Origin of the sequence: Faecousia intestinalis (genome assembly GCF_040096185.1) — a bacterium.
Classification (GTDB): domain Bacteria; phylum Bacillota; class Clostridia; order Oscillospirales; family Oscillospiraceae; genus JAZOXB01.
In genome coordinates this window covers 1-11,041 of sequence record NZ_JBBMFF010000219.1, presented here as the reverse complement: position 1 = coordinate 11,041, position 11,041 = coordinate 1, and the positions used below count along the sequence as shown (strand labels likewise).

Genomic DNA, 11,041 nt, shown 5'->3' with positions numbered 1-11,041 from the left:
TTGAAGTCCACCATTCGCCGCAGCTGCGCTTTCTGCTTTGCACCCATTACCTCTTTGCACACATCCTCATAGGAAATAGGGTGCAGATCGGCGGGATCAATTCATATCGTTATTATCCTGAATGCCTTCGTTCATTTTTTGAATCTTCCTTTTCCACACAGAATACTGAGTTACCCAAGCAGCGAGGAAGATCGCTACGAATATGCCTACATAAGACAGAATTCCAGCGGTCGAATGGGGCATCCAGTTGGCAAAATAAGAGATAGGGAACATAATCACGCAAGCAATTGCGAAGTAAATCCCGCTTTGCTTTGCAAGACTCCACGAATCAATTTCCCAAATAACCGAAGCCATTGCAAAGCCTGTGCCCATTATTCCGCTCAGACCGGTTTGAATGAGAATCGCATTTAATTCGCTCCCCATTTTATTCACAAGCTCTGGATTGACCGGATGGAAGAAGCCATCCCCAATACAGATTGAGATAATCACCGTAATCACATATCCGATTGCAATGCCAACAGGGAAACCAATTACTCCTCGTCCAATCAGTTTTTTCTTCATTTCTGCCACCTCACATTCCTAACAGTTGTTTGATTTTGGCGACGGATCGCCGTGAAACATAAGTAACCGTACCGTTTGAAAGCGTGATGCAAATTGTCCCGGCAAAGCTCAAATCAAAGCTCTTGACCTTTCTCAGATTGATAATATCCGAGTTTGATATTCGGACAAAAGTCTTGCTGTCAAGCCGTTGTTCCGCCTCGTATAGCCTCAGGCGGAGCGCATACTCGCCGTGATTTGTCTCGGCAAACACCTTACCTGATTCGGCAAAAACACGGTAGATTTCAGACGGTTCCAGAACCTCGACCACATCCTCCCTGAATCCGGCAATGACCTGCGGTTGCTCGTCTGACAGTCTTTTTATGATTGCATTGACTTCATCGGTCATTTTGTCCGTCATCACGATGATTTTTGGCTCTTTGCATTTTTCGTCTATCTTGATTTCAATTTGCATCGGTTCACCTCCTCGCTACGGTTACAGTATAGGAAAATCAAGAAGCGATTTCTACCGATTCTCGATAGGTGGTTGTTTTAAGAACATAGGTGGTATTTTTTACGGGAATCTCATACTGGTCTGCATGGGCGGCCGATAAGTACCTGCGGTATGGGGATGCTCCCATACCGCAGACGGATCATCCTTATATTCAGTTCGACAAACTGGAATTTCTATTTGTGTTGCCATGTCATTACATAACCTTTTTCTCCGGTAGCCTCATCTAAGCCTCTATGCTGAAGCTCAAATCCTTCTCTCTTATAAAAAGATATTGCCCGTGCGTTCTTTTGGTATACGTTCAAGTACAACTTATTCCTTTTATCCTTTGCATAATTCAGCAGAATTTTACCTATACCCTGCGATTGCATTTCACCAGAAACAAAAATGCCCTCAACATATTCATCATTTAGCTCTAGGGTTAAACTTAACTACTATTTTTTCTTTGCGATATAAAATACATAACTGTAATAATCTACTACTAATCTAAAATAAAGCGATTATAAGCTATCCTTTTTCCTGTGTTTGTTTTAAAGTTTTCATCTATACACTTTTTTATCTTTTCCTGTTCTTTTTCTTTATCCATAACCGTTAAATTCTCAAGCAAATCAGCTTCCCATTGTATTTGAAAATCAAGTCCATCAATTTTAGATGGAGTATGATGGTTGCCTATTATAAAGCATATTCTATCAATATTTTTGTTATAGCCTACCTTTTTTAATATTTCTTTCGCTACTTCTGGTCCTTCCTTTTCTTGATAGACACCATCAATAGAACCGTATTTTTTTTGTGCTTCAACCGCACCAATATCATGTAGTATAGCAATAATACTGATGAATTCTTTTTCTTCCTCTCCGATATTTTCTCCTTTCATTATATCTTCTGCATTTTTCAAAACTTTGAGAGTATGCTCTATGCCAAAAGGAATTTCTTTGAATACTTCTTTCATCTCTATAATAATTTTTTCTTTAAACATAAATTATCTCCATTTATACCTTATAGATGTTTTAGTTCTATCTATCCACTTTTTTGTTCGCCGATACAATCAGCATCATGGGACGGCGCATTTCATCCTGCATCCCCGGAATATCCATCATGTATTCCGGCGGCTGCGGCTCCACAATACGATTTATTATAAAACCATTTGAAAGCAGTGTATTTAGATATGTGGTCAGTGTTCTATGATATTTTGTAACCTTTTCTCCCAAAAACACAGCTGTCCGTTTGCCCTCATAATAATAATTATCCACCGGAAAATGCAGTATTTCTCCCTTTTCGTTATAATACCAGTCTTGTGTTCCATAGGCAGTAAAAACAGGATGTTCAACTGTAAAAACTAGCTTACCACCAGACTTCAGTATTCTATATATCTTTTTTACTAAAATCTCATAATCTGCTACATAGTGAAACGCAAGTGAACTTAATATTACATCAAAACTCTCCTCTGGGAATTCCACATCTTCCATAGCACAGCATTTATATTCAATCTGTGGAAAATGTGTTTTTTCTTTGGCTACCTCGAGCATTTTATGAGAAATATCAACACCTACAACAGAAGACGCTCCGTGTTCCATCGCATAAATACAGTGCCATCCATAGCCGCATCCTAAATCAAGCACATGCTTATCTTTAAAATCCGGTAGCAGCTTTCTCAATGTTTCCCATTCTCCTGCACCGGCTAGTCCCTGCTGTGAGCGACTCATTTGACTGTATTTTTGAAAAAATATATCATCATCATATTTGTTTTCTTTTCCATATTCTACAAAATTCAACATCTTTCACCTCGCTGTAAACTTCCGATTTTTCGTTCTCTGCAACTTCCCAATAAACGGGAATCTGACTTGCCTATTTTCTTAAAATCTCATGTGGAGCTTCTATTTCATTTGCCAAGGTATGTTCTGTTAATTCTGACATCAATTTCAATTTTTTATTAATCAATGGTCGCATACAATTAGGAACATGTTCCTGATGCGCTCTGTGGATTGCTACACATTCCTTACAGTTTCCGTGATAACGACAGGCTTTCAGGCAAGGACAGTGATCTTTGTCTTTATACTCCTTACGAAATTCCGCTGCAAATTCTTCTTGCAGTCTCAGTCCCTCGACACGGTTTCCCTTATGAAATTCTACCATTGCATCCAGTTCTTTCTGATTCCCTTCAATCTTCATGTTATTATAGCGCCTCCATTTCAACTCTTCCTCATTTTCTGATAAATTCCGATTTATCTGTTAAACCCTCTGAAAACGCTGTATTTTCAAGGCATTTTGCCTATCTTGTGTTCCAACCTTATGTGTTTTCCCTTGTTTTTGCCCTTACGAGCCGAAACAAGGGAAAGTTTTTTACTCTCCGCCGACCACCTTATCCAGCAGTCTTGCGGAAGTACGCTTCGCTTCCCTTGTAGCGTGAGCGTAAATATTCATTGTGGTACTGACATCGGCGTGTCCGAGAAGCTCCTGCACATCCTTCGGCGCTGCCCCGTTTGAGAGCAGATTGCTCGTGAATGTGTGACGAAGTTGGTGGAAATGAAAGCCCTCCAAGCCCTCGACCTTTCTGCTTGCCGTCCTGCACATAATCCCTACCGTACTCGGTGATTCGTATGCGCCGTCAGGTCTGAGGCAGACAAAGGATATTTCCTTGTACCCCTCTGGGATTTCATCTGTCCTCGGCAGGCTGTAAACCTCGTAGTAAGTACGGTCTTTTTCCTTCACCTCGGTGTAGTAGTTGAGGTGGTAAAGCCCGCCATACTGGAGGCGGTTTTTGTGCTGTTCGGTTTTCGCCGCTTTAAGGATCGCCGCCAGCGTGTTGCAGAAGTCCACGGTACGGACTTTCTTCCGTTTGGTCGCTCCTATCTCGGTTTTATGCCTTGCCCCGTTGTAGCGCATACTGCGGCGCACCGTAAGGTACTGCTTGTCAAGGTTGACATCCTGCCAAGTCAAGCCGCAGACTTCGCCGATGCGAAGCCCCGTGTAGTAGGCAATCTGAATGGGCAGTAAAGCGGGGTTATCTTTCTTTTTCAGAAATTCCTCCAGCTTCAGATACTGCTCATGGCTGAGCGTGGGTGTGGAATCGGTATTGCCGTCCTCGTCCGAAAACAGGTCATAGTCCTCTTTTTTGCCCCGCCATACCACATACTGCATCGGGTTGAAGGTAATCAGCCGTTTGGGGAATACCGCAAAGCGGAACGCTCCTTGCAGGACTGCCGAGAACAAACGCAGATACCCTTTGCTAAGTGCCTTTGCCGTTGTACCGTCGGGATTTGTCCCGCCGAAGCTGAGAAAATCCATATACGCCTGCAAATGGTCGGCGGTGACGGTTTTCAGCTTTCGGCTGCCGATAGGGTGCTGCTTGATACGGTTTACCGTACCCTGATATGCCATTACCGTACCGTTGCTGAGACTGCCGGGCTTTAGTTCTTCCTCCACCCACATATCCAGCAGCATTCCCACCGTGGCGTTTTCAGACTTTGCAACGAATTTCTTTTCCTCGTAGTCCTCCATCGCCTTGCGGAGCAGGGCTTCCGTTTCGGATTTGCTTTCTGTTCCCACGAATTCACGCTGTACCAGATTGCCGCTTTCATCTTCGATATAGAAGCGGTAGTACCACTTTTTGCCTTTCTTTCTTACAGAACCTTTTGCCATAGATAAAAACTCCTTTCTATCCGTGGCAATCGGGACTGTGACATATGGTGTGCGTAAAGTAAAGAATGTCACTTTTGCCGGTTGATTTCAATCGGCATATTTATTTGTCAAGGTGCCACGGAATTTTCTTTTTCGGCAAGCCTGTTTTCGGCTTCCGTCACTATCCCGAAGAGGTCGCCCATAGATACTTTGGTGCGTCCCTCATCGTAGATATGTAAAATTCCGTCTAAAAAACGCTTCATATCTTCGATAGGTATTTCCATTTCTTTGCGGTAGACCCGTTCTTCGATTGCGCCCACCTCAATCGCATACCGCATAATCGACTGCTTCAAGCCCTCGTCCTCCGCCACACGGTCAACCTCCGCCATAGCGTTGGCAAAGTAGTGGCACAGCACCGAGTACAGGTCAATCATCTTGCCGAGGAAGGTGGTAAGAAGCTGCTGGTGCGGCTCTCCGCTGACCGTGGAGGAAACCGTATCAAGGTACTTTTTGATATGCTCCTCAATGTCCTTTTGGCAGAGCGTGCGGGCATCATATTCCTTTTCCTCGGAAAGCCCTGTCAGCCATTCGGGAGTGGTAAGCAGCGCATCGGCAAGACCGTTGATAATCATAGTACGCTTCGGGTCAACGCCGTCTGCTTCATACCGCTGAATGGTGGATTTGTTTACGCCGATACGCTTTCCAAGCTCAGGCATGGTAAGGTTTAGTTCTGTTCGGCGCTCTTTTACCCGTTCACCGACTTGTTTTGCGGTGAATTCAATTTCTTTTTTCAAGGTTTTCACCTCCTGACGAGTATCATTATAGCACATCAAAACGCAGATTGCAACCCTGAAACGGGATAAATATTAAAATAATTCCCAAACAGTTGCAAAACGGGTTGACACGAGATTGCAAAATAAGTATAATTAGGATTATACAGTTGCAAAACAAGTATTTCAAAAGGAGGATGAGATAATGAACGCAGTTAAAATAGGTATGACCATCGAGGAAGCCGCCGAATGTACGGGTATCGGCAGGAACACCATGCGGAAATTGGTGGACTGGGGCAAGCTGCCTGTCTTAAAGGTAGGGCGCAAGACCATTATCCGAAGGGACACGCTGGAGCGTTTTATGACGGTCAATCAAGGCAGAAATCTTCTCAATCAGAATGATGTCCGCCGAGTAGATTGACCGTTCTTAAAGCCCTCGGCGCTTGAGAGCGAAATACACCCCTCGCACAAATCTGTCGATTTGTACTCAGGGTATTTCGCCCCTGCGGGGAGCTACCGTATCAACGCTTGCAGGAAATCCCTGCCGCTTTTGATACGGCGCTGTTCCGTCAGCAAAGCCGCCGAAACAGCAGCAACCGTCAAGACGGTTGCAAAATGAGAACGGTATATTTTAAAGAAAGGTTGGATTATGGCAAGACACAGCTTCATACAGATGTCGAAGCTGCCTAATGTCAAAGGACGAATATCGTATATCACCAGCCACGCAAGACAGGAAAATCTGTACGCCACTTACCGCACCGCCGACAATGCCTTTTGGAATAATCTCGCAAGGGAGAGCCGGCAGGAGTTCCAGCGCAGCGGCGCAGAGGGGAAATGTATTGAGGCAAGGGAGCTGATTATCGCCCTGCCCGAAGTTTACACGCAGTACGAGCCGCAGCAGGTGCTTGAGGATTTTACAGATGAGTTCCGCAGGCGGTACGGCGTGGAATGTGTGTCGGCATTGCACCACAATAAGCGCAAGACCAATTACCACATTCATCTGATTTTCAGCGAAAGGAAGCTGCTCCCTGAGCCTGATGTGAAGATTGCCACAAGAAGCGTATTCTTTGACGAAACAGGCAAACGGGTACGCACCAAGAAGGAAATCACAGGAGAGGACGGGCAGATCAGAAAAGGCTGTGCCGTTATCAAAAAGGGAGAGGTTTACGAAAGCCATCTGTTTACCGTAAAGGATGACCGCTTCAAGAGCGAGTCTTTTCTTCGGGAGGTAAAGGAGGTTTACACGGAACTTATCAACCGTCATATTTCTGACCCCGAACAGCAGTTAAAGGTATTTGATAAAAACAGCGTGTACCTGCCGACAAAGAAAATAGGCAAGAACAATCCCAAAGCCGAAGAGATTGCAGCCGACAACGCTACAAGGCAGGAATGGAACAGGACAGCGGACATGGCACTTGTATCGGGGATTGAGGAGGCTAAAATACTGGAAATCAAACAAACCGAGATACACGACAAGGTTAGCAGTTCTATCCGCAAGAGCGGCTGGCTGCCCAATCTGTTCCGCCGTATCGTGAACAAGGCGAAGGACATTTTACAAAACCTTATCCGTGAATACGGGATACCGCCGAAGCCCACGCTGGATATTGATATGACAGAGTTCTGCACCATGCGGAATCTAATGATACGGGTGCAGGATGAGGCAAGAGGGATTAGGAATTTGCAGGACAACATTCTGCCCAAGCTGAAAACACAGCTTGCGGAAACAACAGGGATTTTCAAGGGCAAGGAGCGCAAAGCCCTTACCGAGCAGATACAGCAGACGGAGCAAGAAATTGACCGCAGGCTGGATAAGCTCCCCGATATTCTCAGGGAGGACGGTTATCCCGATGTGCAGGCATTCATGGCGACCTATCGGGAGGCGGAAGCCGTTGTGGAACAATACAACCGTGACCTTGCCGAATGGGAGCGTCAGGTGAAACAAAAGAGCAGACCGCCAAGACCGCCCGAAAAGGAGAGCGTCCGAAACAGGCTCAGACAGTTGCAGGAGCAGGGCAGACAGCAAAAGCCACGAAAGAAATCCTTTGACAGAGGCAGCCGATAGGCGAAGAAAAACCGCCGCTATGGTTTTACCCATACACGGCGGCATACATATAGAGATTAGTTTTCCTGTTTCTTTATAACGGTTACTTTCAAGTTCTCTGCTTCTATCAGCGTTTCCTGCTTGCATTTCGGGCAGTAGAGAGGATAGTTTTTCAAGACCGTATCATATCTTATTCTGTCACGGGTTTTGTTGCCACAAACAGGACATAATATCCATTCGGCTTGTTTCTGCATACACTCACCAATCCTTACGGTATTTCGTCAATTAACGTTACCGTCCATTTTCCGTCTAACTGTTCAATATCCCAACGTGAATATGCTTCTCCGTTACCAGAAATGAGAGTATCATCCTTATCGTAATAATCGGCTGAATATTTCACCCAGATATATCCCTTCCCATTTTCCTGTTTGGTGGTTACAAGTTCTATCGAAACATCTGCCCGAACCGCCTTATCATCAAAGAAATAGTATCTTTCTAACGCACCGCAGTCCTCTTTATTCGTACCGTCTCCTGACCCGCAGTAAGACATAATATCCTTTGCTTCTGCTATGAGGTCATTTGCGACCTTTAGCTGTGTTTCATCGGTACACTCGATTTCCATTTCATCGACCTTTTCCTGACCATAATGCTTCACAAGTGTCGAAACGCCTTTACCGCCGCAGGCGGAAAGACTGATTACCATCGTCAAGAATAGAATAGCACATAAGAATTTTTTCATAGTTGACCTCCGTTTTTAGCAGCGTTACGCTTGCTTTTTAATTTAATCCAATCCTTTGCAATGCTCTCATTGCGGTTTACTGATAGGATAATTCCAATAAGTGCCATATCATAAATAATGAACATTCCTCCTGTTACAACGAAGGGTACGCACATAAAGAAGTTCGGAAGAACCCCAATGTCGGATAAGGCAGTGAAAACAATTCGTAAAATATAAATCAACAGCACGGTATTGGTTAGAAGTTTGCCAACCTCTGTATCCTGCTTTTTTGAAGTCCTGTAAAGGATAGCAAACAATATCCCGAATACAAACAGCAAAAATACAAGTGAGAATTTTCCGTATTCGTACAGGAGCAGGGTGATTGGGTGGTCATAGAAGTAGCTCATTACCTTCACATCAACAGGCATTCCGCTTTTTCCAATTAACTCCGCTTCACGAAACACCGAAAAGAAATCGAGCTGTTGTAAATATCCTGTATTTTCCTGCAAACGAAAAAGATGATAAAAGCGGCTTAACAGGTACACTCCGATAATAAGAAAAATCAGCATACAAGCCACACCGAAGATATTAACACGATTCCATTTCAGCCATTTTAATTTTAACCCGCAGCAAAAGATGAATAGCTCGCAAGCCAACAGCAACACAAAAACTGGAAACGCTTGATTTATTAACGCTAAAGTCAGCGGAAAAATAGCATATAGCCAGTAATGTATGATTTTTGTCTCGCTTTCACTGTTCTTTTCATAAAACAGGATTCCGACCAAAACAATCGGATAGCATAGCAGCAGGTAGAACAGAAAACCGTATCCAAGCGGTGCAAATCCGTTCCATAATTCATAGAGTAGCCCGAAGATTGCCGCCAGTGAGAGCAGTCCGTATAACGCTCTTGGAAAGCGAATTAAGACCGTGTAATCAATAAAATACAAAAAAGCAGCAACACAAACTCCAAGCACAATACCGATTATCTTTGGTACGGTCAGGGATATTGAGGTTAGCATAGCAGAGATTAGAATACCACTCAGCAGCAACACGCCTGCTATGAGCAGCAACAGCCAATTCACTTTCGGGCGGTGGACAATATCAAGCTCTGTCCCAACTACATCTGCATCGCCCATTTCTTCAATGGCTTTTCTCATTGCTTCTTTCTGATTCAGACCGTTTTCCCGCAAAGCATCGTATTGGTCGTTTATGTGGTCAGAAAGCTCTCTTGTTGCCACAACCTTTGCTCTGCTCCAACGAATGTATCTTTGAACATCCTTGATATATTCTTCGGGAGAATTATATTCCTGCAAGCAAAACACCCCCCGACAAAACCTTATTGACTGCGGCAGAGTAGCTTTCCCACTCAGACAGCCGCACCACAAGAAATCTTTTCCCTTCATCTGTAATCCTGTAATATTTTCTTGTTTTCCCCGCAACAGTTTCTCCGTCATAGGACACAAGATACTGCTTTTGCTCTAAGAGATGGAGCAGAGGATATAATGTTCCTGCTTTCAATTCAAAAGTATGGTCGGATTGCTTCGCAAGTTCTTCTATCATCTGATACCCATACATATCTTGTTTTTCAAGCAGCTTCAAAATCAGCATATCTGTATTCCCTGAAATCAGAGATTTATCAATTGCCATATATGTCCCTCCTTGTATCGACAGTCTACATATCGATTATATATAGATTGCCGATATAAGTCAAGAGGCAACAGACAACATTCATAAAAAGTTTGCTTTTGGATTGCCAAACCCTATGTTTTCAGCATAATCTCTCTACTGTAGCGCTTTTAACCCACAAATACCTTGTGTTAAGCCATATTCTCGTCATAAAATACGAGGGGTAAGGCATTTACACCTTTACCCCTCGCTTTGCGTTACCGCCAGTCTGCTATGCGAAGATGATTTCTTTATTCACAATCTCCATCGCACAAGCCCGTATATTATTCATTCTCCTGACCCATTCTAAGGCGTTTTCCGCCTTTAATTGTTCCGTGATACCCTGTGCCTGCTTCATGCCATCTATGAGCCGTTCAAAGCGTTCCTGCGCCTGTTCGTTGATGCCGGAAAGATAAGTGTTGAGCTTACCGCTGGTCAGAAGTGTTGTGTAGGTTGCTTTTCTATGTTCTTTCAGGTAGCGTTTGTGCCGCTGTCCCCATATCCCGATAGGCTTTTCTTCTTCGGGTGGCAAGCTAAGGCACGGCAAATAGTATTCGCCTTGCAGTTCATACCAAAGACCGTTGTTTTCATCATAAATGTACTTGTCCATCTTGAAATCCTCAAGTATAATATATTCGCACATATGTCACAGTTTCCCGATTGCCACTTGTTTTTATAGCTTGTTATCAGATTTTTCTTCCCTTATTTTTGCCCTTATGAGGTGGCGAGGGAAGCATAAACGCAAGTGAAATCGTATAAAGGGATAAGGCAGACACATTGCGATAAATCCTTTGTTTTCAAGCGTTTTGGAGGATTTTATTAAAGCCCTATGAGGGGCAGTAACCACTTATGAAATCGTGGTTTTCAAATTCAGATTTGTCATTCTGATTTAAGAATCCTATATGACGATATTGTGACTTTTTCTACCGTCAAGTTCGCAGTATGTATCTGCGGTATGGGATTGCTCCCATACCGCAGACGGATTATCTTTCCGGCTCGATTTTGCGCTTTGTACTTCTCTGAACCGGAATGGAGAGCAGCTCTCTTGTACGCTCTCCAAGTTGTTTTTCAATGGCTGTCAGTCGCTGCTCCGGCAAATTGAGAGACGGATGACGGGTGAACTTGAAGTCCACCATTCGCCGCAGCTGCGCTTTCTGCTTTGCACCCATTACCTCTTTGCA

Annotated in this window: 14 protein-coding genes and 2 pseudogenes; 2 read left to right on the top strand and 14 right to left on the bottom strand. The window is 44.0% G+C overall.

Features of this window, described 5'->3' with window-relative positions; genetic code table 11:
• Positions 1–96: 96 nt before the first annotated feature.
• The 8 genes and pseudogenes from WMO66_RS08040 to WMO66_RS08005 form a co-directional block, all read right to left on the bottom strand.
• A complete protein-coding gene (locus WMO66_RS08040) occupies positions 97–561 on the bottom strand; it encodes a DUF3021 domain-containing protein (protein WP_349135897.1) in 465 nt (154 codons plus the stop codon).
• A gap of 10 nt (positions 562–571) precedes the next feature.
• Positions 572–1,012 carry a LytTR family DNA-binding domain-containing protein gene (locus tag WMO66_RS08035; RefSeq protein WP_349135896.1) on the bottom strand — a complete coding sequence of 147 codons (441 nt, stop codon included), beginning with the start codon at positions 1,010–1,012 and terminating at the stop codon, positions 572–574.
• A 212-nt stretch (positions 1,013–1,224) separates the two neighbouring features.
• Positions 1,225–1,446: pseudogene (locus tag WMO66_RS08030) on the bottom strand (GNAT family N-acetyltransferase); the annotation flags it as partial.
• A gap of 83 nt (positions 1,447–1,529) precedes the next feature.
• The gene (locus WMO66_RS08025) at positions 1,530–2,024 is read right to left on the bottom strand and encodes an HD domain-containing protein (RefSeq protein ID WP_008981870.1); all 495 of its coding nucleotides are present in this window, start codon (positions 2,022–2,024) and stop codon (positions 1,530–1,532) included.
• A gap of 37 nt (positions 2,025–2,061) precedes the next feature.
• The gene (locus WMO66_RS08020; protein ID WP_349135894.1) at positions 2,062–2,823 is read right to left on the bottom strand and encodes a class I SAM-dependent methyltransferase; all 762 of its coding nucleotides are present in this window, start codon (positions 2,821–2,823) and stop codon (positions 2,062–2,064) included.
• A gap of 70 nt (positions 2,824–2,893) precedes the next feature.
• Positions 2,894–3,217, bottom strand: coding sequence for a hypothetical protein (locus WMO66_RS08015; protein ID WP_004613237.1), 324 nt, complete (start codon positions 3,215–3,217; stop codon positions 2,894–2,896).
• Positions 3,218–3,388: 171 nt separating this feature from the next.
• On the bottom strand, positions 3,389–4,759 hold the full coding sequence (locus WMO66_RS08010; protein ID WP_435387794.1) for a tyrosine-type recombinase/integrase: 1,371 nt from the start codon (positions 4,757–4,759) through the stop codon (positions 3,389–3,391).
• A gap of 35 nt (positions 4,760–4,794) precedes the next feature.
• The gene (locus WMO66_RS08005) at positions 4,795–5,469 is read right to left on the bottom strand and encodes a helix-turn-helix domain-containing protein (RefSeq protein WP_294492964.1); all 675 of its coding nucleotides are present in this window, start codon (positions 5,467–5,469) and stop codon (positions 4,795–4,797) included.
• A 172-nt stretch (positions 5,470–5,641) separates the two neighbouring features.
• Here WMO66_RS08005 and WMO66_RS08000 point away from each other — a divergent pair, with 172 nt between their 5' ends.
• Both WMO66_RS08000 and WMO66_RS07995 read left to right on the top strand, forming a co-directional pair.
• A complete protein-coding gene (locus WMO66_RS08000; protein ID WP_022445065.1) occupies positions 5,642–5,857 on the top strand; it encodes a helix-turn-helix domain-containing protein in 216 nt (71 codons plus the stop codon).
• Positions 5,858–6,085: 228 nt separating this feature from the next.
• The gene (locus tag WMO66_RS07995) at positions 6,086–7,498 is read left to right on the top strand and encodes a MobA/MobL family protein (RefSeq protein ID WP_178278067.1); all 1,413 of its coding nucleotides are present in this window, start codon (positions 6,086–6,088) and stop codon (positions 7,496–7,498) included.
• A gap of 56 nt (positions 7,499–7,554) precedes the next feature.
• Here the strand turns inward: WMO66_RS07995 and WMO66_RS07990 are convergent, their stop codons facing one another.
• The 6 genes and pseudogenes from WMO66_RS07990 to WMO66_RS07965 all read right to left on the bottom strand — a co-directional run.
• Positions 7,555–7,731 carry a cysteine-rich KTR domain-containing protein gene (locus tag WMO66_RS07990; protein ID WP_178278066.1) on the bottom strand — a complete coding sequence of 59 codons (177 nt, stop codon included), beginning with the start codon at positions 7,729–7,731 and terminating at the stop codon, positions 7,555–7,557.
• Between the two features lie 14 nt (positions 7,732–7,745).
• Positions 7,746–8,216, bottom strand: coding sequence for an LptM family lipoprotein (locus WMO66_RS07985; protein ID WP_022402730.1), 471 nt, complete (start codon positions 8,214–8,216; stop codon positions 7,746–7,748).
• On the bottom strand, positions 8,213–9,508 hold the full coding sequence (locus tag WMO66_RS07980; protein ID WP_178278065.1) for a permease prefix domain 1-containing protein: 1,296 nt from the start codon (positions 9,506–9,508) through the stop codon (positions 8,213–8,215). The genes WMO66_RS07985 and WMO66_RS07980 overlap by 4 nt, the downstream gene beginning before the upstream one ends.
• The gene (locus WMO66_RS07975; protein ID WP_177308292.1) at positions 9,495–9,842 is read right to left on the bottom strand and encodes a PadR family transcriptional regulator; all 348 of its coding nucleotides are present in this window, start codon (positions 9,840–9,842) and stop codon (positions 9,495–9,497) included. The genes WMO66_RS07980 and WMO66_RS07975 overlap by 14 nt, the downstream gene beginning before the upstream one ends.
• A 250-nt stretch (positions 9,843–10,092) precedes the next feature.
• Complete coding sequence (locus WMO66_RS07970) at positions 10,093–10,470, bottom strand: TnpV protein (RefSeq protein ID WP_022445061.1); 378 nt, start codon at positions 10,468–10,470, stop codon at positions 10,093–10,095.
• 373 nt (positions 10,471–10,843) lie between these two features.
• Positions 10,844–11,041 (bottom strand): annotated as a pseudogene (locus WMO66_RS07965) (XRE family transcriptional regulator); the annotation flags it as partial.

Bases quoted from the DNA above. Each gene is read 5' to 3' on its own strand.
- WMO66_RS08015 (WP_004613237.1), bottom strand. From the start codon at position 3,217: ATGAAGATTGAAGGGAATCAGAAAGAACTGGATGCAATGGTAGAATTT.
- WMO66_RS07995 (WP_178278067.1), top strand. From the start codon at position 6,086: ATGGCAAGACACAGCTTCATACAGATGTCGAAGCTGCCTAATGTCAAA.
- WMO66_RS07990 (WP_178278066.1), bottom strand. From the start codon at position 7,731: ATGCAGAAACAAGCCGAATGGATATTATGTCCTGTTTGTGGCAACAAA.
- WMO66_RS08025 (WP_008981870.1), bottom strand. From the start codon at position 2,024: ATGTTTAAAGAAAAAATTATTATAGAGATGAAAGAAGTATTCAAAGAA.
- WMO66_RS07975 (WP_177308292.1), bottom strand. From the start codon at position 9,842: ATGGCAATTGATAAATCTCTGATTTCAGGGAATACAGATATGCTGATT.
- WMO66_RS07985 (WP_022402730.1), bottom strand. From the start codon at position 8,216: ATGAAAAAATTCTTATGTGCTATTCTATTCTTGACGATGGTAATCAGT.
- WMO66_RS08020 (WP_349135894.1), bottom strand. From the start codon at position 2,823: ATGTTGAATTTTGTAGAATATGGAAAAGAAAACAAATATGATGATGAT.
- WMO66_RS08035 (WP_349135896.1), bottom strand. From the start codon at position 1,012: ATGCAAATTGAAATCAAGATAGACGAAAAATGCAAAGAGCCAAAAATC.
- WMO66_RS08000 (WP_022445065.1), top strand. From the start codon at position 5,642: ATGAACGCAGTTAAAATAGGTATGACCATCGAGGAAGCCGCCGAATGT.
- WMO66_RS08040 (WP_349135897.1), bottom strand. From the start codon at position 561: ATGAAGAAAAAACTGATTGGACGAGGAGTAATTGGTTTCCCTGTTGGC.
- WMO66_RS07970 (WP_022445061.1), bottom strand. From the start codon at position 10,470: ATGGACAAGTACATTTATGATGAAAACAACGGTCTTTGGTATGAACTG.